This window comes from Lactobacillus colini (assembly GCF_017874575.1).
GTDB lineage: Bacteria > Bacillota > Bacilli > Lactobacillales > Lactobacillaceae > Lactobacillus > Lactobacillus colini.
Genome location: NZ_JAGGLU010000001.1, coordinates 274,153 through 297,010 on the forward strand (window position 1 = coordinate 274,153; position 22,858 = coordinate 297,010).

At 34.9% G+C, this 22,858-nt stretch carries 20 protein-coding genes and 1 pseudogene; 16 read left to right on the forward strand and 5 right to left on the reverse strand.

The window, feature by feature from the left end; translation table 11 throughout:
- Positions 1 to 158 precede the first annotated feature (158 nt).
- On the reverse strand, positions 159 to 1,919 hold the full coding sequence (locus tag J2Z60_RS01360; RefSeq protein ID WP_209685631.1) for a 1-deoxy-D-xylulose-5-phosphate synthase: 1,761 nt from the start codon (positions 1,917 to 1,919) through the stop codon (positions 159 to 161).
- 160 nt (positions 1,920 to 2,079) lie between these two features.
- On the opposite strand from J2Z60_RS01360, the gene J2Z60_RS01365 reads away from it, so the two are divergent.
- The 6 genes from J2Z60_RS01365 to pcp all read left to right on the forward strand — a co-directional run bounded on the left by J2Z60_RS01365 (position 2,080) and on the right by pcp (position 8,756).
- Positions 2,080 to 2,928 carry a patatin-like phospholipase family protein gene (locus tag J2Z60_RS01365; RefSeq protein WP_209685633.1) on the forward strand — a complete coding sequence of 283 codons (849 nt, stop codon included), beginning with the start codon at positions 2,080 to 2,082 and terminating at the stop codon, positions 2,926 to 2,928.
- Positions 2,929 to 3,034: 106 nt separating this feature from the next.
- Positions 3,035 to 3,736: an ABC transporter ATP-binding protein gene (locus J2Z60_RS01370; RefSeq protein ID WP_209685635.1), complete on the forward strand. Its 702-nt coding sequence runs from the start codon at positions 3,035 to 3,037 to the stop codon at positions 3,734 to 3,736.
- Positions 3,737 to 3,742: 6 nt separating this feature from the next.
- Positions 3,743 to 6,277, forward strand: a complete 2,535-nt coding sequence (locus J2Z60_RS01375; protein WP_483425953.1) for an ABC transporter permease — start codon at positions 3,743 to 3,745, stop codon at positions 6,275 to 6,277.
- A 218-nt stretch (positions 6,278 to 6,495) separates the two neighbouring features.
- Positions 6,496 to 7,170, forward strand: coding sequence for a DUF969 domain-containing protein (locus tag J2Z60_RS01380; protein ID WP_209685638.1), 675 nt, complete (start codon positions 6,496 to 6,498; stop codon positions 7,168 to 7,170).
- Complete coding sequence (locus tag J2Z60_RS01385; RefSeq protein WP_209685639.1) at positions 7,170 to 8,093, forward strand: DUF979 domain-containing protein; 924 nt, start codon at positions 7,170 to 7,172, stop codon at positions 8,091 to 8,093. Before J2Z60_RS01380 ends, J2Z60_RS01385 begins: the two co-directional genes overlap by 1 nt.
- 15 nt (positions 8,094 to 8,108) lie before the next feature.
- Positions 8,109 to 8,756: a pyroglutamyl-peptidase I gene (gene pcp / locus J2Z60_RS01390; RefSeq protein WP_209685642.1), complete on the forward strand. Its 648-nt coding sequence runs from the start codon at positions 8,109 to 8,111 to the stop codon at positions 8,754 to 8,756.
- A 78-nt stretch (positions 8,757 to 8,834) separates the two neighbouring features.
- Here pcp and purB read toward each other — a convergent pair whose 3' ends face one another.
- On the reverse strand, positions 8,835 to 10,181 hold the full coding sequence (gene purB, locus J2Z60_RS01395; protein ID WP_209685643.1) for an adenylosuccinate lyase: 1,347 nt from the start codon (positions 10,179 to 10,181) through the stop codon (positions 8,835 to 8,837).
- Complete coding sequence (locus J2Z60_RS01400; RefSeq protein ID WP_209685645.1) at positions 10,162 to 11,106, reverse strand: LysR family transcriptional regulator; 945 nt, start codon at positions 11,104 to 11,106, stop codon at positions 10,162 to 10,164. Before J2Z60_RS01400 ends, purB begins: the two co-directional genes overlap by 20 nt.
- 286 nt (positions 11,107 to 11,392) lie before the next feature.
- On the opposite strand from J2Z60_RS01400, the gene J2Z60_RS01405 reads away from it, so the two are divergent.
- From J2Z60_RS01405 to J2Z60_RS01430, 6 genes are all read left to right on the forward strand, one after another.
- Positions 11,393 to 12,664 (forward strand): SLC13 family permease, encoded by a 1,272-nt coding sequence (locus J2Z60_RS01405; protein ID WP_245328667.1) that lies wholly within the window; start codon positions 11,393 to 11,395, stop codon positions 12,662 to 12,664.
- Positions 12,665 to 12,674: 10 nt separating this feature from the next.
- Positions 12,675 to 13,829 (forward strand): mandelate racemase/muconate lactonizing enzyme family protein, encoded by a 1,155-nt coding sequence (locus J2Z60_RS01410; protein WP_209685649.1) that lies wholly within the window; start codon positions 12,675 to 12,677, stop codon positions 13,827 to 13,829.
- A gap of 186 nt (positions 13,830 to 14,015) precedes the next feature.
- Positions 14,016 to 15,098: a mandelate racemase/muconate lactonizing enzyme family protein gene (locus J2Z60_RS01415; RefSeq protein ID WP_209685651.1), complete on the forward strand. Its 1,083-nt coding sequence runs from the start codon at positions 14,016 to 14,018 to the stop codon at positions 15,096 to 15,098.
- 20 nt (positions 15,099 to 15,118) lie between these two features.
- On the forward strand, positions 15,119 to 16,414 hold the full coding sequence (locus J2Z60_RS01420; protein ID WP_209685653.1) for an SLC13 family permease: 1,296 nt from the start codon (positions 15,119 to 15,121) through the stop codon (positions 16,412 to 16,414).
- Positions 16,415 to 16,451: 37 nt separating this feature from the next.
- Positions 16,452 to 17,282 carry an alpha/beta hydrolase gene (locus tag J2Z60_RS01425; RefSeq protein WP_209685655.1) on the forward strand — a complete coding sequence of 277 codons (831 nt, stop codon included), beginning with the start codon at positions 16,452 to 16,454 and terminating at the stop codon, positions 17,280 to 17,282.
- Positions 17,282 to 18,193 (forward strand): LysR family transcriptional regulator, encoded by a 912-nt coding sequence (locus J2Z60_RS01430; protein ID WP_209685657.1) that lies wholly within the window; start codon positions 17,282 to 17,284, stop codon positions 18,191 to 18,193. The genes J2Z60_RS01425 and J2Z60_RS01430 overlap by 1 nt, the downstream gene beginning before the upstream one ends.
- A 152-nt stretch (positions 18,194 to 18,345) precedes the next feature.
- Here the strand turns inward: J2Z60_RS01430 and J2Z60_RS01435 are convergent, their stop codons facing one another.
- A complete protein-coding gene (locus tag J2Z60_RS01435; protein ID WP_209685659.1) occupies positions 18,346 to 18,519 on the reverse strand; it encodes a hypothetical protein in 174 nt (57 codons plus the stop codon).
- Between J2Z60_RS01435 and J2Z60_RS11035 the strand changes: the two are divergent.
- The 3 genes and pseudogenes from J2Z60_RS11035 to J2Z60_RS01445 all read left to right on the forward strand — a co-directional run.
- Positions 18,496 to 18,564 (forward strand): annotated as a pseudogene (locus J2Z60_RS11035) (hypothetical protein); the annotation flags it as partial. The gene J2Z60_RS01435 and the pseudogene J2Z60_RS11035 overlap by 24 nt on opposite strands.
- A gap of 6 nt (positions 18,565 to 18,570) precedes the next feature.
- The gene (locus J2Z60_RS01440; RefSeq protein WP_209685661.1) at positions 18,571 to 18,942 is read left to right on the forward strand and encodes a VaFE repeat-containing surface-anchored protein; all 372 of its coding nucleotides are present in this window, start codon (positions 18,571 to 18,573) and stop codon (positions 18,940 to 18,942) included.
- A complete protein-coding gene (locus tag J2Z60_RS01445; protein ID WP_209685663.1) occupies positions 18,918 to 19,655 on the forward strand; it encodes an LPXTG cell wall anchor domain-containing protein in 738 nt (245 codons plus the stop codon). Before J2Z60_RS01440 ends, J2Z60_RS01445 begins: the two co-directional genes overlap by 25 nt.
- Before the next feature lie 403 nt (positions 19,656 to 20,058).
- On the opposite strand, the gene J2Z60_RS01450 is transcribed toward J2Z60_RS01445, so the two are convergent.
- Positions 20,059 to 20,967 carry a CAP domain-containing protein gene (locus tag J2Z60_RS01450; RefSeq protein WP_209685665.1) on the reverse strand — a complete coding sequence of 303 codons (909 nt, stop codon included), beginning with the start codon at positions 20,965 to 20,967 and terminating at the stop codon, positions 20,059 to 20,061.
- 545 nt (positions 20,968 to 21,512) lie between these two features.
- Between J2Z60_RS01450 and ltrA the strand changes: the two genes are divergently transcribed.
- Entirely contained in the window at positions 21,513 to 22,823 is a 1,311-nt protein-coding gene (gene ltrA, locus J2Z60_RS01455) for a group II intron reverse transcriptase/maturase (RefSeq protein ID WP_209685667.1), read from the forward strand.
- Positions 22,824 to 22,858 lie beyond the last annotated feature (35 nt).

Below are 22,858 nucleotides of genomic sequence, written 5' to 3' on the forward strand. Positions count from 1 at the left end.
AGTCAAAAGCTATTAAATGATAATTAATTTTTTAGCTAATTATCTATACTCAAAAGGTCATTTTTACCTCTTAAACTAGAGCATTATGATTTACAATATTATGATATTGTAAATTTGCATAAAAAAATAAAACATCCCCATAAGGGATGCTCTAAAAATTATCCTAAGACACTAATTACTTCATCAACAATTTGTTCAGGAAGTAAGCCGTTTCTCTTGTAGATACTCTCACGACTTTCATTATCGGTGTATTCTTTCTTTTCACCGAAGTTCTTAACCATCATCTTAGTTGGTCCGTAGTAGCTAGCAATCTTTTGACCGAAACCACCAGAAATTTGATTATCTTCTAGAGTAATTACTAGTTCATGATCTTTGGTCAAGTCGTCTAACGCTTCGCTATCAAGATCAGAAGCTGATTTAGGATTAATCAAACTAGCATTAATATCTTTATCCTTGAGCAAGTCGCGAACTTGTTCACCTAAATGATAGAAGTCACCCAGGGCAATAATCGCAACTTTACTTCCACGCTCAATATCATAGTGAATAGTAGAGTAATCTTCACTAACTTCCTTGCCCATTGGTAACTTAAGCACAGGCATCTTAATTGCAACTGGATGCTTATCTTGCTTATTAGCCCACTCAAGCATTGAACGTAATTCATTTAGAGTAGTTGGTGCAAGATATTGCCAGTTAGGCCAGTTAGCAATCATCATATTATCAAATATACCAAGGTGTGTCTTTGATTGACCAGAGATCCCTCCACCAGTTACAATCATCGTAATTGGAAGATCATTAGCTGCTATATCGTGTGAGAGTTGGTCGTAGGCTCTTTGCAAGAAAGTAGAGTTTTCAAATAAGATCGGCTTAGCGCCTTCCTTAACAGCACCTGCAGCGAAGGCGACAGATTCTTGCTCTGCAATACCAACATCCTTATAGTGTTCTGGATAATTATCCTTAATATCAATCAAACCGAATACACTTGGAATAGCGGCATTAATGGCTAAGATATTTTCACCAGCTTTAATCTTGTCTTTAATGAAATCGACTGCAACAGACTTAGCACTTGGGGCATCTGATGATGGGATTTTAGTTTTATCAGTCTTTAAGTCAAATGGTAATACCCAATGGTGTTCACGCTCATGTTCAACAGCAGGTTGATATCCTTTACCTTTGAGAGTGTTAATATGCAAGACGATAGGGTGGTCGACATCTTTAGTTGCCTTGAAAGCATCAATCATTGCTTGGATATCATTACCATCAGCAACATAGCGATAATCAAATCCCATAGCAGTAAATGGATTATCAGCTGCCTTACCATTGCTGTCACGCAATTTCTTTAGTGCGGTTACTACACCACCAACGTTCTCATCAATGGACATTTGATTATCATTAATTACAATCAATAGATTGTGCTTTTCAACGGCGGCATTATTTAAACCTTCAAAAGCCATACCACCAGTTAAACTACCATCACCAATTAAAGCAGCAATATTTTCATGCCCGCCTATCAAGTCACGTGCTCTAGCCATACCAGTTGCTAGTGCAATAGAAGTAGAAGTATGACCAACTGCATAATAGTCATAGGGGCCTTCATCAGGATTAGTATATGGAGTTACATCTTCATAGCGATCAGGATCTAACCAACCATAAGCACGACCTGTGAGCATCTTGTGAGGATATGTTTGGTGAGAAACATCCCATACCATCTTATCTTCAGGGGCATTGAAGACATAGTGATAGGCAATAGTAGCTTCAACAATACCTAGATCAGGACCTAAGTGACCACCTTCAGCGCTATCTTTTTCTAGGATCAAAGTTCTGATTTCTTCAGCCAACTTTTTCATTTCATCAAGTGAGAACTTCTTCAAATCTTGAGGATTTCCAATTTTATTTAATAAAAATTCTGGATGTTTATTCATAATTTCCTCCTAATCTAATTCAGTTACTTATTATAAATTAGAAGATAAGAAAATAGAAATATTTAAATTATATGAAATATGATAACTAAAATGAATGATTAATTTTTCTAGATATTAAGTGCTACAATAGTAACTAAACTAAGTTAAGGAAGTGGAATAAGTGAAGACATCACTTGTTTTAGAAGGTGGAGCTATACGGGATATATTTACTATGGGGGTCTTGGATGTATTCTATCACCATGGAATTCGTTTCGATCAAGCTGTAGGAGTATCTGCTGGGGCTGCATTTGGGGTAAACTTTAAATCGCATCAACCTGGTCGTGCTCTGCGCTATAACAAGAACTATGGTATGCGTGATGATTATGCAAGTTGGAAGCATTGGAGAAGTACCGGTGATTTATACAATGTAGATATGTGCTATCGATTAATCCCTGATATCTTAGATCCATTTGATTATGATACGTTTGAAGAGGATCCGATGGATTTTTGGGTTTGTGCAACTGATATTGTTAGTGGTAAGCCGACTTTTTATAAGTTGAAGAATGGTCATGGAATTGATATGGAATGGATCCATGCTTCAGCTTCGATTCCAATCTTTGCCCAACCTGTCGAGATTAAAGGGCATTATTATTGGGATGGCGGAGTAAGTGATTCAATTCCGATTGACTTCTTCCCTAGATTCGGTCCTACTAAGCAGGTAGTTATTACTACTCAGCCACGGAATTACCGCAAAGATCCTAAAGAAAATCGCCTACTATATCGACAAATATTTAAAAACAGCTTTCCAGCCGTTTATGAGAGATTAAGGACGCGAGCTGCAGACTACAATGCAGTTTTAGAACAAATGAAACAACTAGAAACTAACAGTGAAATACTAGTAATTGCACCACCTGAACCAGTTGATGTTAAGACTATCAAGAATCCACCCCATATGGTTCAAAGAGCCTATGATATGGGAACTAATCAGGGACTACGTTATTTAAGTCAAGTTAAGGGATTTATAGAATAATGAATTGATATCGTTTTAAGATATTGATTCATTATTTTTTATTGCACAAAATGTAAGCATTTTCATAATTTTTGCTACAATAGAATTAGTGAAAGAAGGTATGATTATGGCTTATATTGAAGTAAAAAATAATCATAAAGTTTATCATTCTGGTGATAGTATAATTAATGCCAATCGCGATATTTCATTTGAAGTTAATCAGGGCGAGTTAGTCATTATCTTAGGCTCTTCTGGTGCTGGTAAGTCAACCTTGCTCAATATCTTGGGTGGGATGGATACTAATACTAGTGGTCATGTAATTATTGATGGAAAAGATATTTCTCAGTACGATGCTAAACAACTAACAACTTATCGTCGTAATGATGTAGGATTTATCTTTCAGTTTTACAACTTAGTGCCAAATCTGACCGCAAAGGAAAATGTAGAGCTAGCTTCTGAAATCGTTAAAAATGCGATGGATGCTGATGAGGCATTAGATAAGGTGGGCTTGAGCAAAAGAAAGAACAACTTTCCCGCTCAGCTATCTGGTGGTGAGCAGCAGCGGGTAGCAATCGCGCGGGCAATTGCTAAAAATCCTAAATTATTGTTATGTGATGAACCGACTGGGGCACTAGATTATCAGACAGGCAAGAAAGTCTTGCGTATTTTGCAAGATATGAGTAGAAAATATGGTTCCACAGTTTTAATTGTTACTCATAATAGCGCACTAACACCAATTGCAGATAAGGTAATTAAAATTCATGATGGCAGTGTCGCTGAGATTAAGGAGAATCCCTACCCTGCAGATATATCAACAATTGAATGGTAGGTGAGTATGATGAAAGAAAAGAAGCTTTTTAAGGATGCTCTTCAAGCTATCCCTAATTCATTAGGTCGCTACTTAGCTATCATCTTGTTAATTGCCTTAGGGACTTTAGCCTTCGTAGGATTAAGGATGACTGGACCAGATATGCGGATGTCAGCTAGTGAATTCTTTAATCAATATCATCTTGCTGACGTAACCATAACTTCTAACTATGGATTAAATCACGCAGATCAAAATACTATTGATAAGCAAGCCAACATTAAGCAAGTATCTTGGGGCTATTATCAAGATGCAGAGATTGAAGACAGAAGTGACACAATTAGGATATTTTCAAATTCTAAAAAGATTTCTAGTTATGAACTTATCAGTGGTAGGATGCCAGCTAATGATCATGAGCTAGCCTTGTCCTATCTAATGAATAAAAATTATCACCTTGGTCAAAAAGTTACCCTTAAAAGGAAAGGTATTCTTAAAAATAAAACCTATCGAATAGTTGGCTTTGTGAAATCAAGCGAATACTTGGATAAAAATCAAATCGCCCAAACCAACTTAGGTACTGGCAAATTAACAGGAATAGGAGTAACTACAAGTAATGCTTTCAATAGCAAGTCTTATCAAATTGCGCGAATAATTTTTAAAGATACGGCCAACCTAAGCCCCTTTTCAACAAAATATCGTAACCAAGTCTATCACAACCAAAAGCACTTGCTAACATCACTAAATAAAAATCGTGCTTCCAAATATCAAAGTGCCAAAAAACAAGTTCAAGACCAAGCTAAACAACAATTCCTATCTAAGCTGGCTAGGCATTCAACTTCAATTACTCCTAATCAAATAAAGATCCCTACATTTAAGATTAAATTGCCTTATCCTAGCTATACGATTAGTAGCAGAGAAGACAGTATAGGGTATTCTTCATATCGAGCTGACGCTGAACGTGTTGAAGTATTGGCAGCGGTCTTTCCTACATTTTTGTTTGCAGTAGCAGCACTAGTATCGTTAACAACAATGATGCGGTTTGTCGAAGAAGAACGTGCCAATATTGGCTTACTTAAGGCTTTAGGATATAGCAATATGGCTGTTAGGTTGAAGTTCTTGATATATAGCACTTCAGCAGCAATTATTGGAGTAGCGCTTGGAGCAAGCGTAGGTTATACTTTCTTACCTAATATGATTACTAAGGCCTATACGGTTAACTCAACTTTAGCTAGTAATCTGCACCTATACTTTTTATGGTCACCTGTTTTAGTTTCATTATTGGTAGCCTTGTTAGCTACAAGTGTAATTTCCATAATAACACTTGATGCAACTCTACATGAGAAGCCAACCAGACTAATGTTACCTAAGACACCTAAGTATGGGTCGCGTATTCTATTAGAGAGAGCAACATTTATTTGGAAGCATTTAAGCTTTTCTGCTAAAGTCACTGCCCGCAATATCTTTCGTTACAAGAGTAGGATGCTAATGACTATTATGGGAATCGCTGGTTGTACTGGACTGTTAGTAATGGGATTAGGAATTCGTGATTCACTTCAAGGGATTAGCGATATTCAATATTCCCAAATCATGAAAAATGACATAATTGCCCTGACTAATCAGCAAATAACTCAGAAGCAGAAGATTAACTTAAGGAAGACCTTGCATGACTCTAAGATTAGGAATTATCAAGCTGCTCATTATGCTCAATTGACGAAGCATCTAGATAAGAGCGGGGCTACTGAGAATGTAATATTGATTGCGGCGGGGGATGCAACCAAGTTCAAAGATGTGATTAACTTAAGGAACCGCCAGACTAAGGAACAATTATCATTAAAAGACAATAGTATAGTAATTTCAGAAAAGCTCGCTAAAATCCTTAATGCTAAAGTTGGTTCTATCATCAATCTTAATGAAGGCAACAAGAGCTATAGCTTCAAAGTCGGTGGGATTAGCGAGATGTATATTGGTCACTATATCTTCATGAATAGGCATGAGTTCACAAAGACAATGGGAAGCAAATATACAACCAATGCGTACCTGATTACTATGAAGAAAAGAAGTGAGGTTAATCAGATAAGTCGGAAACTGATGAAGCAAGCCGATGTTCAGACTATTATCTCTAATTCAAGTAATAGTAAATTATTAACTGGCTTTACGGGTAGCTTGAATCAAGTTATCTTAATTCTAGTTCTGATATCTTCGCTCCTAGCAGTAGTAGTAATTTATAATTTGACTAATATTAATATTGCCGAAAGAATCCGAGAGCTTTCTACAGTTAAAGTCTTAGGCTTCTATGACGAAGAAGCAACTATGTATATTTACCGCGAAACCATTATCTTATCACTGATTGGAATATTATTTGGCTTTGGATTCGGTTGGTGGCTCCATCACTTCATAATTACGAACTTGCCACCAGATATGGCAATGTTTAATCCAGCAATGTATCCAATGAATTTTATAGTATCAGCACTAATTCCAGCGGTTATTACCTTGGTTATGTCTATAGCAGTCTATCATCAGATTAAGAGAATAAATATGCTTGATGCTCTAAAATCAGTAGAGTAATTAAACAGAAAGAAGATTTGGAAGTACTAATAAAGCGCAAAATTTAAACTTATAATTATATATTTGTATAGTATTTAAAACTTTATTATAACAGTTTTTTTGAGAAAAACTGTTATTTTTGTATAGAAAAAATAAATTTTTAACTAAATTATTAATATAAATATTAAATTTGTTTTATGATACAATAAATTTAAAAATAAATAGTAGAGGTGAAGTAGATGGAATATTTAAAATTATTAGGAATTTTAATCATAATTTTAGGATTTGTTCTTCATTGGGATACAACAGCAGTTGTCGTTATTGCTGCGATTGTAACAGGAATATTTTCAGGGATGGATATTGTTACCTTATTACAAACAATTGGTAAAAGCTTTGTCGACAATCGCATGGTATCATTGTTCTTCTTGACCTTACCAATGATTGGATTAGTAGAATCGTATGGGTTAAAGGACTATGCAGTTCAAGCGATTAAACGGTTAAAAAAGATGACAGCTGGCAGGATTCTTAATATTTATTTGTTAATTAGAGAATTAACAGGAATATTTGGAATCTCTTTGCAAGGTCAAGTCCAATTTGTAAGACCTTTGATTGCACCAATGATTGCAGCCGCAGTTGAAGATCAAAATAACCGTAAGTTATCAGAAGCTGAGCTTGACTTAGTTAAGGGACGCAGTGCTGCAGTTGACAATATGGGTAACTTCTTTGCCCAGAATTTATTTGTGGCTTCAGGTGGTGTTTTACTGATCGCTTCAACGATGAAGTCACTAGGATATAAGGTTAATCCAGTTGAAATAGTGATTAACTCGATACCAGTTGCTATTGTTACTTTTGTTTTAGTTTTTGCTTATAATTTATACTTTGACAAAAAATTGCAAAAGGGAGGAATCCAATAATGCAAAATATTGTTAACGTAATATTGCCGGTATTTTATGGCATTATTGGATTATTCATGCTCTTTGCAGCAATTGAATCCTTCCGTGATAAAAGTAATCCAGCTCGGTATGGTACAGCTGTGTTTTGGCTTATCTTAGCAATTATTTTCGCATTTGGTAATATATTGCCATCTCTAATTGTCGGAATATTGGTAGTTTTGATAGGTATATTAGCTTTATTCAAGCAGATCAAAGTTGGCAATGTGCCTAAAGTAGAGCCTAAAAAGGCAAGTCAAGCTGCTAAAAGATTGGGTGCTAAGGTATTTATACCAAGTGTTGTACTAGCTGCAGTTTCAATTATTGTTGCTCAGTTCACTCCTTTAGGTGGGCAAGTTGGTATTGGTATTGGCGCAGTTGCTTCATTATTGGTAGCAGTAATATTAACTAAAGCTAAAACACGTGAAGTTTATACAGATACGCAAAGAATGGTAAGAAGCATCGGCGAACCTGGTATCTTGCCACAACTATTAGCAATGCTAGGCGTAGTCTTTACTGCTGCAGGCGTTGGAAAATTAACCGCTAGCTTAATCAGTAATGTGTTTCCAGCAGGTAATCATCTTCTAGGTGTGGTTCTGTACTGTGTATCAATGGCACTATTTACTTATATAATGGGCAATGCCTTCGCGGCTTTTGCAGTAATCACTGCAGCAATTGGTATTCCGTTTGTTATTGCACAAGGCGCTAATCCAGCGGTGGTTGCCGCAATTGGGATGACATCAGGATATTGCGGTACTTTATTAACACCGATGGCTGCTAATTTCAATACTTTACCGGTAGCTCTTTTAGAGATGAAAGATCAAATGGGTGTTATTAAGCAGCAATTACCGATTGCGATCTTACTTTTGATAATACAAATATTGTTAATGTATTTCTTAGCATTCTAGATTAAGGAGAGAATTATGAAGATTTTAGTAACAGGATTTGATCCATTTGGTGGCGATAAAATTAATCCAGCTATTGAAGCAGTTAAGCTATTACCAGATAAAGTAAAAGGTGCGGAAATAATCAAACTTGAAATTCCAACAGTTTTCAATAAATGTGCTGAAGTAGTTAAGGCAGCGATTAAGAAGTACCAACCTGATTATGTTCTGAATGTAGGACAAGCTGGTGGAAGATATGCTTTAACACCAGAGAGAATCGCAATCAATATCGACGACGGTCGCATCCCTGATAATGATGGTTATCAGCCACTAGGTGAAGCAATTCATGAAGATGGAGAAACTGCTTACTTCACACAACTTCCAATTAAGGCAGAAGCCAAGGCAATTAGAGAAGCAGGTATTCCAGCAGAAGTATCTAATACTGCTGGCACCTATGTCTGCAATCATATCATGTACCAGGTACAATACATGCGTGACAAGGAGTTTCCTAATATCAAAGCTGGCTTTATTCACATTCCATTTCTGCCAGAGCAAGTTGTTAACCGACCTGGTGTTGCTTCAATGTCATTAGATGATATTGTAAAGGGCTTAACGGCAGCTCTCGGTGCAATTGTTGAACGTGATGGTCAAGGGGATCTTGTTGCCGTGGAAGGGAAAACACATTAAATAAAAACATTATAGTGAAAAAACGTAGAAATAGATTCAATTATAATCTGTTTCTACGTTTTTGATTTTAGGAGCAATTTAATTGCTCCACTTTCTTAAAACATCGTCAACTTCTTTTTGACAAACACCAATATAATTTTGAGGATTTAATAGTTCCTTGATTTCTTCTTTACTCATCACTGCAGTGATACGTTTGTCCTCGGATAGAACATCAAGTAGATGCTTATGATTATTGAAAGAGTCTTGAGCGTCTTCATAAACAACTTCATGAGCTGGTTGTCGACCTAGTTTCTCACCTAAAACTAGCATAATTCGTTCGCTAACAATGGCACCATTCGTCATGTTTAAGTTATCTTTGATTCGATCTTCATGAACAATCATAGTATTGCAAACGCTGCTTAACTTTTTCAAGGCAGCCGATAGTAATAGAAATATACGTCCAAAATAACTTTGTTCAGTAGACCAGGTAACGTCTCGTTCATCAACAACAAACATTGCTGACAAGGCCATTTGAGACGAATTTTGCACTTCATGACAGTTGGAAACAATGACATCACAAATCATTGGGTTGCGTTTTTGTGGCATAGTGCTAGATGATATCTTTCCTAAAGTAAAGCCTTCCTCTAATTCACCAATTTCCGTTCTTTGTAATTCCATGATGCTAAGAGCAATTTTTCCAATAGTGCCAGCTAAAATTGCATTGTATGATGCTAATTTAGCAAATCTATCACGTGCTACATGCCAAGTTATAGTAGGAGAGTTTAAATTAAGTAGCTCACACATCCTATTGCGAACTTCGATTCCTTTATCACCTAGAGAAGCAATCGAACCAGCTGCACCACCGAATTGTCCAACAAAATCGTGATCATAAAAGCATTTTAAGGATTTGATATCTCTTCCTAATTCATCAGCCCAAACAGCAAATTTATAACCTAAAGTAATAGGAACTGCTTGTTGGGTGTTGGTTCTACCTGCCATAACCAGATTACGGTATTTTTTAGCCTTTACTAATAATTTACTTTGAATTTCTTCTGCGTTTTTAATAATTAATTTAGTTGCTTGTTTGAATTGTAAAACTAAGCTAGTATCGAGTAGATCTTGAGTCGTAGCGCCCCAGTGAATCCATCTTGCTGCATCAGGTGAAACAATGGAACTCAAATATCGAATTTGTGGCATTAGTGGGTGACTGGTTTTAGCAATTTCCGTTCTAATTACATCCATATCAAATTTTTCAACAGAAGACTGTTCCTTAATCTCTCGAGCTGCTTTTTCAGGAATAATGCTGCTTTCGGCTTCCGCTTGGGCTAAAGCAGACCAGATATCTAGCCAAGTCTGTATTTGGTTTTTCTCACTGAAAACTTGTCTCATTTCTTCAGTGCCATATTGATTTTTATAAATTGGTGAATCATAAGGTGTGCTTGTCATATTTATCTACTTCCTTCCAGATTTTCTCTGAGCAAATTTTAATAAATTCTTGAGCTGCAGGTGATTTAGAAGCCACTTTAGAGCAAATAAGCATGAGATGGGTATCAAGAGGCTGCCGTCCCCAAGAATATAAGTCTAAGTTTTTGAAATTATTGAGCCAAATCAAAAAGTCAGGTAAAGGGGCCCAGCCTAGATCACTTTTAATTGCCAAAAGAACATGTTCAATACTGGAAAGAGTGATATTTACGTTAGGTTCCTTACCAGTTTCTGTTAGCAAATACGTTTTAAAAAGTTCCATATAATAACTGTGCTTGCGTAAAGCAATAATGGGAATCTTCTTGGCTATATCAATATCTATCCAAGGATAAGAAAAGTTTGTTCTAAATTTTGAATTGATAACATACTTATTAGTATTATGACCAACTAAAGCAACTTGACCATCTAATAGGGGATAGATTGCATAATCATCAGGATGATCAATTTCTTTTAACGTTAAGATCAAATCTAGTCTATTCTTTTCTAACATTTGATTTAAGTTGACAGCCTTGTCTTCATGTATCTGTAGTAAAACATTAGGATATCTTTTTTTAAAAGTCTTGATTACTTTAGATACCACTATTTGAGCTAAAGAAAGTGGAAAACCTATTCTTAAAGTCTTTTTAGCGTATTGATTGTGATTAAGAATTTCATTTTCAAAATTTTGTCTTAATAGATATACTTTACGCTCATATTCCAGATATTTTTGTCCAGCATATGTCAATTTGAACTTTTTTCCATCACGGATAAATAAAGTAATACCTAACTCGGTTTCTTTGTTCTTAATAAATTTGCTTAAAGCGGAAACTGAAACATATAGTTGCTCAGCTGCAGCAGTTAAACCTTGATTTTCTGCAACGGTTTTGATGTATGTATAATCTTTGTTCATTCTAAGCCTGCTTAAAAAATATGTGTTAATTAACAATTTTAAGTATAGTCAGTTATGATCAGACGATAAAGAACTAATTTTAATCATATTTTGCAAAAATATGAAAATGATTAATCCGCTTACAACTATAACTTGATAGCTTAGTTACAGCATTATTGCTTTTAAACTAATCTTAATAATATTGACCTTTAGGTTAATATTAATTAACAATATTGACATGACAGTTTACTCCTTTAGGCAATATCATATGCTTGGAAAGCAAATAAAACGACTGGAGGAGAAAGTTATGACTCCGATGTGGATTACAATCATAATTTTAGCGCTAACAATTATAGCGTTTTTGACTGGTAAGGTTCCAATGTCGATTATTTCAATGGGCATTATCTTATCACTTATATTTTTTAAAATTTTACCGGTAGATAAAGCATTTGGTGGCTTTATTAATCCCAATGTTATTATGTTTGCCGGTATGTTTGTTATTGGCGCAGGTATTACTAAAACTAGTATCCTACAGAGGACAGAAGATTTAGTTATGAAATATAAAAACAATACTAAAATGTTGTTACTTATTTCCTGCTTATCAGGTGGAATATTAGGTTTATTAACAAGTGGAACCTCATCAATTGCAATTTTATTGCCACTTTTAATGGGAATTGCTGCTTCAGTGAATGTTAGTCAAAAGCAAATACTATTCCCAGTAGCAACTGTAGCTAACATAGCAGCTGGTACTACTTTTTTAGGAGTAGGGTCAGGCAATATGACTTGGTCATCAATCATGATGAAGATAGGTGCTAAAGAGCCATTGAACTTATTGTCATTTACTTTAGCTAAATTACCATTTTTGATTACTGCAATTATATATATGGTTTATGTTGCCCCAAAATTATTGCCGAAGGATGAAATTACAGCAATTGATACTAACTTGAAGAAGAAAGATCTGAGAACGACTTTATCACCTGTGAAAGAAAAATTAGCTATTGTAATTATTTTAGCTACGATTACCTTAATGATTTTGTCTAATTATATCAATATTCCAATTTATGTTATATCGACTTTGGGTGCGGCACTACTTGTAATATTTGGAATTTTAAAAGAAAAAGAAGCATTGAGTTCAATTAACTTGCCAACAATTTTCCTATTTGGTGGTGTATTAGCTTTATCTGATGCTTTAACCAAAACTGGGGCAGGAGATTTAGTGGCTTCAGTCATTACAGCAGTAATTGGGAATACAAACAACACATTCTTAATTATGTTTATCTTTTTTGCAATTCCATTCATTGTTACTCAATTTATGTCCAATTTAGCCACAGTAGCTATCTTTGTACCCTTAGTTGTATCTGCGGCATTAAAACTTGGCTTTGATCCAAGAGCAGCAGTTCTAGCAGTGATCACTGCAGCTACGTGTTCATTTTTAACACCTCTGGCATCACCACCGCAAACAATGATTATGGAAGTCGGGAACTATAAGCTTTGGGACTACTTGAAGTCGGGGTTACCATTGGCAATTATTTACTTAATTATGGGTTGTTTTGTCTTTCAACTAATTTATCCATTGTAAGGAGAAAAATATGAGAATTACAGATATTAAATTGAGACCAGCAAGCAAATACTTATTTGTTCAAGTTGAAACTGATAAAGGAATTACCGGCTTAGGCGAAGCTGGAGTTTGGGGGTTTTTAGATGCAACTAAAGGAGTAATTGATACTTTCAAAAAATATTTAGTTGGCAAAGATCCATTCAACATTGAAGACCATTGGAATTATTTGTACCGCAGTATGTATTTTAGAGGAAGTATTATCATGAGTGCCTTATCTGCCATTGATATGGCTTTGTGGGATATTAAAGGTAAAGCATTAGATGTTCCCGTTTATCAGCTACTGGGTGGCAAAGTTCGTAGTAAGGCAAGATGCTATGATGTAGCTTTTGCCTTTACGACTGAAGATATCAAAAATGGTGTTAAGGAGTTAAAAGAAGCGGGTTTTAACGCAATGCGTGTAATGATTACTAAAGACGTTGATCGCAATGCAAGATATAGTAAATTACCTGCTAAGCAACAAATTTTTTCTTCTTATATTCAACATTATGTCGATATTGTGAAAGCTGCTCGTGAGGCTGGAGGTAAAGATTTTGATCTTCTACTTGATGTTCATCGCAGTATGACTTATCCAGAAGTAGTTACCTTTGCTAGAGAAGTTGAAAAATATCGACCATACTTTATCGAAGATCCTATTCCGCCAGATAATTTTGAAGCTTTAGGTGATGTTGCTAGACAAACCACTATTCCAATTGCTAACGGCGAAAGAAATATCAATATTCAAGAATTCGAAATGCAGTATAGTATTGGCAAGATTGTTTATTGTCGTCCAGACATGGCTGTAGTAGGTGGCATTACTGCTGGGAAGAAGATAGCCTCAATTGCAGAAGCCCATTACGGATTAGTAGTACCGCATAATCCGCTAGGACCAGTAGCAACTGCGGCTTGCTTGCAATTGGCTGCTGCAATACCTAATTTTGCTATTTTAGAATTTCCATCATTTTATCGTAAAGGTAATGAATCTGAAATGATGAAAAAGCCATTTACTTGGCAAGATGGCTATATGGATATACCAGATCGTCCAGGATTAGGTATTGAGTTAATTGATAATTTAGAAACAGAGTTTCCAGTTAATCAAAGAAGTCTTAGTGCTCCAAGAATGTACGATAGCAGTGTAACTGATATTTAAAAATAATATTTTTAAAGGTTCAATTAGAGTTTAAAAGAAAGCCTTAAGCTCTAATTGTTCTTTTTAGGTTGCAGTCCATATAGATTGAATTTTATTCATACTTTTATGAATTAATGGAAATAAATTCAAATTTCAAACTTATATAATTATCTATGAAAGCGCTATTAAAAACAAAAGGAGAAAATCATGAAAATTACAAATGTTCATTCAGAAGTATATAAGTGGCCTAAGGCAAAGCCAATTGCTAACGGTAAGTACATTTATAAAGATAACTCTCTCAACTTAGTAGTAATAGATACTGACGAAGGGATCACTGGTTATGGCTGCAGTTGGGAACTAGATGATAAATTTGTTGAAAGCATGGGTAAAAAGATAATAGGTGAAGACCCATTAAACAACGAGAAAATATGGGACAAAATATATGTGCCTAAATTTATCGGTCGTAAGGGTGATAGTTTAAAGAACGTTTCTGCAATTGATATTGCTCTCTGGGATATTAAATCTAAGGTTACCGAATTGCCACTTTACAAATTATTAGGTGGCTATCGTGAGAAAATTCCATTTTATACTGCAGGCGGCTATTATGCAGAAGGAAAAGGATTAAAAGAACTCCAAGAAGAAATGGAAGAATATGTAGAATGGGGAGCTAAGGCGGTAAAAATGAAGGTTGGTGCCCTATCATTACAAGACGATGCACAGAGGGTCAAAGCAGTTAGGGAAGCTATTGGAGATGATGTTAAGCTTATGATTGATGCCAACTCAAGTTATCGTTTCTATGAGGCTATTGAATTTAGTAAGCTAGTTGAAGAATATCATCCATATTGGTTTGAGGAGCCTGTTTCTGCAGATGATTATGATGGTTATAGAAAAGTTGCTGAAAAAAGTTTAATTCCACTTGCAAGTGGTGAAAACGAAATGACTAGATTCGGCTTTAGAGATTTAATTAATAGTCAATCAGTAAGTATTTTGAATCCAGATGCAACCTGTTTAGGTGGTATTACAGAATTCGTTAAAGTTGCTGCTATAGCTGATGCAAATGGCTTGGATATGAGCCCTCATGGTCAACAACAAGTTCATGTACATTTGGATTGCGCTTTACCAAATGTAACTTTAGCAGAATTTTATCCGCCTCAATATGATTCTAAAATTTATGAAGCTTTTAAGAACCCTATAAAAATGAATTCTGATGGAACTATTTCACCAAGTGATGAACCTGGTGTAGGCCTAGATATTAACCGTAATGTTTTAGATAAATTTAGGATCAAGTAGCTAGAAAGTAGTACAAGAATATGTCAACTCTAACCATATCTTTAGTTATTTTGTTTCTTATCATTGGTGGAGTAATTTGGAACAAGGTTCCAGTACAATTTATTTTAATTTTCACTCCTGTTATCGGTGCATACATACTGATACCCAATATTGAAAAAATAAGTTCACTAAGTTTAAATTTTATGAATAAAACTATGTCGTCAGTTGGTTTTATGATGATCTTTGGCTTAGTTTATTTCACAATGTTATCAGCAACAGGAATGTTTGAAACAATTGTTAATCAGGTAATGAAACTTTTTAAAGGCAGGATTAATAATTTAATTATTATGATTTTAACAGTAATAATTGCAATAATAGCAATGTTAACTGCTACACCAACTGCCGCATATTTGATTATTTTTCCAATCATGGTATCTCTTTATGATCAAACTGGATTCGATAAACGAGTAGCAATGATAGTTGCTCAAACAGCAATTGCACCAATGTGCTTTTTGCCATGGGGGCAGGGGTTAGTTACTTCCTCAATTTTTGCTGGTGTTAGTCCACTTGCTTTGAGTAAAGCAGTCATTCCAATTTCATTTTGCTTTATTCCGGTTATAATTGGACAAATACTCTTTTTCTCTCATTATCTTAAGAAAAACAAGTCTAGTGATGATAGTAGTAAAGAAACAAGGAAAATCCAAAATAAGGATACTAGTTTACAAAGGCCTAAATTATTTTGGATTAACTTAATTATCTTTATTTTAGTGATTATTGCTTTAGCAGTATTAAAATTACCATCATACTTAGTATTTGCAGCTGGCGCATTTTTAACAACAATGATTGATTACCCAAGTCAAAGAGATTATCGTAAGCTATGGCTCCAAGCTAGCAAACCAATTTTTAACTTGATTTTTATGTTAATTAGTATTTCTGTTTTTGTAGGTATTTTTAATGGGACAGGGATGACTAAAGCAATTTCTGTAGAATTATTAAATATTTTCCCACATTCATTATTGAGATATAGTTATTTAATAATTTTATCTTTAGCAGTCATTATAGTTAGATTTTTGCCATATCAACTATTTAATTCATTGTATCCAATTTTTGTTTCGGTCGGTAAAAGTTTTGGATTATCTAGCTTAGACGTAATTGCACCATTTGTAGATAATTTAGCTTTAGCAACTGGATCTTCACCATTAACTCCAGCAACTATTGTAGGAACTAGTTTACTAGGTATTGATTTAGATAATTATGTAAAATTAGCAGTTCCTGTGCAGACAGTTTCTAATATTGCAGTAATTATAATCGGGTTAATTTTAGGAGTTATTAAATAAGTTTTAGCATTTATTGCAATTTGAAAGGAAAAATACTATGAAAAAGTTAACTCCAATTAAAATTCCTCAAAGCCGTAAGGATTATTTAAACAAAGTAGGTTGCTTTAAAGAGAAAATAGAGGACGTAGATGTTTATAAAATTGTTCCCCAAGATATAAATAATAAACATAATTTGATATTTACTATTCATGGTGGAGGATTTTGTAAAGGACATACTGAAAAAGATTTATATTTTGCGTCAATGATTGCCACAGAAACTAAAAGCCAAGTATGGGATGTTGATTATAAATTAGCACCTAAATATCCATTTCCTACTGCATTTAATCAAGTTTATGACTTAATCAAATATGCTTATCAAAACTTCGACAAATTAAACATTGATCCTAATCGAATAATATTATGTGGTAATAGTGCAGGTGGAAATCTTGCAGCAGCTGTAGTACTTAAGGCAAATAAGACCAAGGATTTCAAAATTAAATTATTGAATACAAATTATCCGCCACTTGATTTAGCAACTGATCCTGCTGATAAAGTGGAAGCCAATAAAACATACATTCCATTTTCCAAATCAAGAGAATATAATAATTGGTATGCCAATGCAGATGAAAGTAAATCGCCATATGTATCATTGGTAAGAGCTACAGAGGATATGCTTTATGGCTTCCCACAATTATTAATGATTACTGGTGGACAAGACGCTTTACATAATGAGGGTGAAGAATTCGCAATTAAATGTATGCAAGCAGGTGTACTTGTCACAATCAAAAAGTTTGAAGAAAGTGAACATAGTTTTATGGTTAATTGCCTTGGAAATGAGTGGAAAGCTGCATGTAAATTAGTAATTAATACCATAAACAATTTGGATTAATGGATTTAAAGCACTTAGATTATCTTTTAACAATTGTAAAGTATAAGAATATTACTCAAGCTGCAGATGAGCTGTATATTACGCCATCAGCTTTAAGTAAATATTTGACTAATTTGGAAAATGAAATAAAACTCCCAATTTTTTATAGAAATGGTCATACTCTTGAGCTTACCAAGTATGGCAAAGTATTAGTTCGAAATTTAAACGAGATAGAACAAATTAATAGCAAAATAGATGCAGAATTAGCAGATATGTCTTCTCAATTTAGTTCTAGATTTAGAATTGGGTTTCAAACCAGTATTGATAATTTTATAATTAGACCTATCTTCAATAAGATGTTAAATAAGTTTCCAGCAATTAAATATTCCTTAGTTCGTGAACATCAAGAAAATCTAGTAGATAAAATTAAAAATTATGAGCTAGATGCCGCAATTGTTACTTTAGATGAAGATTTGCCTAATTTAGCTGTTGATGAGTTAGTTGAAAGTGAATTTGTTTTAGTAACTAATAAGGCGATTAAATTACCATTTTGGCAAGAAAATAGAAAATATCCATTAGTCAAATTTAGTGATATTAAAAATTATCCTTTAGTTAGTGTAGTACCTGGACGTAGATTTGGAGATTATGTGTTGAAATATTTTTCTGATAATTCTGCTAAATTGGATCCTAAAATACAAGTTTCAACAACTGATATTGCTTTAGACTTAGTTTCAAAAGATAACTATTGCACTTTTGCTTCTGAACTTTTTGTAAAGAAGTCACATTATGATAATTTAGAATGCTTTTCTTTTGGTAAATATCCAGTAATTAACAAATTTTGTCTAATTACTAGAAAACACAAATATTCAATGATTTCAAAAGAAGAAGATTATTTTAGAAAGCTATGCCATGATGAATTTATTTTATTGTAGCTATGATTTATTTATTCTCATGCTTTATTAATTAGCAATCTATTTAAGAAGAATTCTTTTTCGTATTTGTATTAAAAAGTTTATAATAACCCAACGTAAAAAAGCCTATAAATGTTGAAATAATCAGCATTTATAGGCTTTTTACTATAATATCAATAGCGCAGATCAGAAATTTCACAACCTAATTCAAAACAAAGAAGTAACCAAATAGGAAACTTTTTGTTTAAGCGCTGGCTGGTTATACATAGCCCTGCATCAGGATAGTAGCGCTGAACTAATTTACCAACCTGACTATCGAAATAATTAATTCCTTTGATGCCCATCACTATAGAAAGCATCGTTTAGTAGTCTTTGAAAGTCTTTACTACACTGATTATTTGTTAACTGACCACAGAGATATTAACGATGTTGACCAATCACTTGATGTGACCGATGTTCAATTACACACTACCTTAAGTGATAATAGTCAAAAGGTGGTATCACCTAAGAAACTAAACACTGTGGAAGACGTAGTGCGCTATGTAGACTTAATCCCAGGTCAAACTTACTCAGTCATAGGTAAGTTAATGGATCAAGTAACCGGTCAACCAATAATGAAGAATGGCGTGCCAGTAATGTCAACAGCGACCTTTAAACCTAATAAGCCAAATGGTACAATAACCTTAACATTTGTTTTTGACGGGACTAAAACTATACAGGTCATAACATTACTGCCTTTGAAAGTTTGTATGCGAATGGTAGAATCTTAGTAGAACATACCGACCTAAATGATGCATCACAAACAGTATCAATCGACAATAAGCATGATAACTTTATTCCATTACCACCAAACCATGAATTTATCCCAACACCAGGTGGAGGAAGCAGTGTTATCGTGAATAATAACAACTCCTCAAATAACGGGAATAGTAGTAACTCATCCAATAATAGCTCTAATAATTCTGGGAATAATAGTTCATCCAATAATGGGGTAAACAACTCTGGTAATAACGGGTCAAATAACTCAGGGAATAATGGAGCTAATAATTCATCCAATAACGGTATGAATAACTCAAGTAATCATGGTTCAAGCAATGGTTCCAATAATTCTGGAAGCAATGCAGGTAACAATGGTTCAAGTGCCAAGAATAACTCTGTTAACAATGTTGTAAAGTCTGGCAATAATAAGCAAGTAGCTCAAAGAGTAGGGCAAAATCTTGTTAAGCCAGCAAAACCAGGTGCTAGTGAAAGGCATTCAATCTTGCCAACAGCCACTATGGTAGCAGTACCAGCACAGGCTACAAGTCAAGGAAATAGCCAAGTCTTACCAGCAGAAAGTAAGGCAAGTGAAGAAGCAAAATTACCGCAAACAGGCTCTAAGGCAGATACACCGCTTCAAATGTTAGGAGCAGGTGTATTAGTAGTAACAGTAGGCAGTTTTGTTTACACCACCAGAAGAAAACAAACTACTGGACTAGATTAAGAAACTTAAAGGTATATAAAGAAAAGTATTAGCTTGACACTGATACGACCCTAGTCAAGTAGATAATAAAAATATGAAAAGACTATGTGTCTTGGAAAAAATAAATACACATAAATGCAAAAAAAGCCGTTGGAACCATAGGGTTTCAACGGCTTTTTCTAGGTGTGTGTCAGGCATGACACTTTATCTAGTCTGGTGAAAGAAGTGGTTAGCAAGTTCTCCGATCCTACGTACAGAAACCTAGTTAGATCAAATGATAGGTAAGATTGCTAGGCAAAGAAGAGTGTAAGTGTACTCTTACTTTCAGTGGAACTTTAATTAAATGTATACACACTTATCCATGTCATGGATAAGTGGATAAGGACTTAAGCTATTTTTTAGTAAAATTTTTAAGCTAATATTTTTAGTTTCCAACTCCAACAATGGCAACACCATTCTTATAATATCCATTGTTATGAGTCATTGCTAAACTTACAGTTAAAGTCTTTAAATCAGTAGATTTTAAAGTATCTCTATGTCCCCAGTTAGCTGATGCATCATTATAGACAAAGGTGTTGAAAGCATCTTTTGCCATTTTATCTGGAGTAGACAAATCAACAAGATATGAAATTTCGTAATATTTTATACTAGCACCTTGGTGATAATCAGGCTGCTGAGTTGCGTCCCAGGCTGTAGCATCATGTTTGGCTCTCTGTAAAGCATAGCTATCTAAAGAGCTATCAATAGTTACAGGTGCAAGACCTTGTGATGCTCTCCAATTATTAACAAGTTTTACGAATTCTTCTTCAGTTTGTTTAATAATAGCAGGAGTTAATTGAACATTAGTAGAGGACTTTGATGTATTACTTTGTGTGTTATTAGTTACTTGAACTGCTGTAGTGGAACTATTATTAAAACCTGTATCTGCTTTTTCGGTGTTACTTTCTGAAGTAGAAGATATGCTTCCTTTAGGTGTGTCGGTATCTGTTGAAATAATCCATTTATTATTACCAATTCGATACCACATAACATTATTAGAATCGTATTTTTCTTCAAATACTTTTCGCTTACCGAAAAGAGCTTCATGAGTTCCTTCTCCATTAGGTGATGTATGTACCATTCCTGCGCCAGTAACATTTACTGTGAATAAAGACTTTGTGCTTGATGAATTAGATGAGGAGTTATTAGAAGAGTAAGTAAAGTTAGCTAATTTCACATATTGATTACGTCCAATTCTGTACATCTTGCTGTTTTTGATAGTAGCTACTTTCCCGTAGGTTGCGTGAGAGGTGCCAGCATAGAGCTTGGTGCCTTTTTTAAGTGTGTTGGGCATGATATTTATCTAGTCTGATGAAAATCCAGATTACGGGTATTTGTCGCCAAGTGTAGTGAGCCACAAGCTGGTAGCGGTGACGCTATGAGTGAAGGAAGTGGCTAGCAAGTTTTCCAAACTTACGTACAGAAATCTGGTCAGGCCAAATGGTGGATAAGACTGCCTCACAAGTCGAAGTCCAAACGACAAACGTAAAACCAAGACGGTAAACTAGGAAGTTGTGGAGAATTAGAGATAAATGTCTTACCCCGAGAGATCTCATGGACAGGCGAAGCCGAGCAAGCTTTAAAAACAGCGATCGTAAGCCTGGTCGAAAAAGGTTAATCATGAGAAGTCAGCTAAGGTCATAGTAGCGATGAAGGCTCTGTAATGGAGCTGGATGCGAAGGACCTAATGTTTGTAGAAGCATATCCCACTATAAGCAATGTTCAGACAGTCCGAAAGAGAGGATAACCGAAAAGCTAAGAGATCGTAACTCTTAACTGGCTAAAGTATCGGGGACAGTTTTGAATAAATTTACAAGTAGAAATGGAGATATCACGAGTATGGAATTAATAGAAGAGATTTTGAGTCAAAATAATCTCAAAGAAGCTATTAGAAGAGTAAAGATAAACAAAGGTGCCCCCGGAGTCGATCACAGAAGTATTGAGGAACTTGATAGCTATTTTAAAGAGCATCAAGCAGAAATCAAACAGGCAATTATGCAAATGAAGTATCGACCACAAGCGGTTCGCCGAGTTTATATCCCTAAAGCCAACGGCAAGAAAAGACCGTTGGGAATTCCAACGGTAGTTGATCGAGTAATCCAACAAGCAGTAGCACAAGTACTGATAAAGATCTATGATCCTACATTTAGTAATCACAGCTATGGCTTTAGACCTGGTCGCAGCGCACATGATGGAATTAAGCAGGTCTTAGAATATTTGAACTCAAGCTATCAATGGGTAATAGATCTAGATATTGAGAAATATTTTGACACAGTAAATCACGATAAATTGATTTCAATAGTAAGAGAGCAGGTAAATGATAAAACCACCCTCCACTTAATTCGATCTTTCTTAAAGGCAGGAATTATGGAAGATGGTTTAATCAAACCTAGTCAGATTGGAGTACCCCAAGGCGGACCACTCTCTCCAATTCTATCAAATATCTATCTAGATAAATTTGATAAGGAATTGGAAGCGAGAGAATTACACTTTGTTCGTTATGCCGATGACTGTAACATCTTCGTCAGAAGTGAAATGGCGGCTAACCGAGTAATGAAATCAGTGTCATCATGGCTAGAAAGAAAGTTATTCCTAAAAGTCAACGCCACCAAAACTAAAGTAGTCAGACCAAGTAAGAGTAACTTCTTGGGCTTTACCTTCTGGAAGACTGGGGAAAAGTGGCAGTGCAAGCCAAGCGATGATCGCAAGATAAAATTGCAGGCTAAAATAAAACTGCTTCTGGAAAGAAGAAAAGCAGCAGCACAACCACTATCCTTGGTATTCACTAAGGTAAATCAAGTGGTCAGTGGATGGATCAATTACTTCAGAATTGGCAGTATGAACACCTTTCTAAAAGAACTTGGACAATGGCTTCGCCATAAAATTAGGGTAGTCATTATCAAGCAGTGGAAGATTCCTAAACGAATCTACATTAACTTGATGCGAATTAATAAAGCTTTTAAGTGTAATTTTAGTGAAGAAGATATTCATAAAACCGCTAATACACGGCTAGGCTGGTATAGAAGAGCAACTGGCAATGTAATTAATTACCTGTTAAGTCCCAAAGTATTGGAGATAAAGAAAGCGGATCGCCCAGGCTTGGTCGATCCGCTAGAATACTATAAAACTCGTAAAATAATACAAATGTAGCGCCGTATACGGAACCGTACGTACGGTGCAATGAG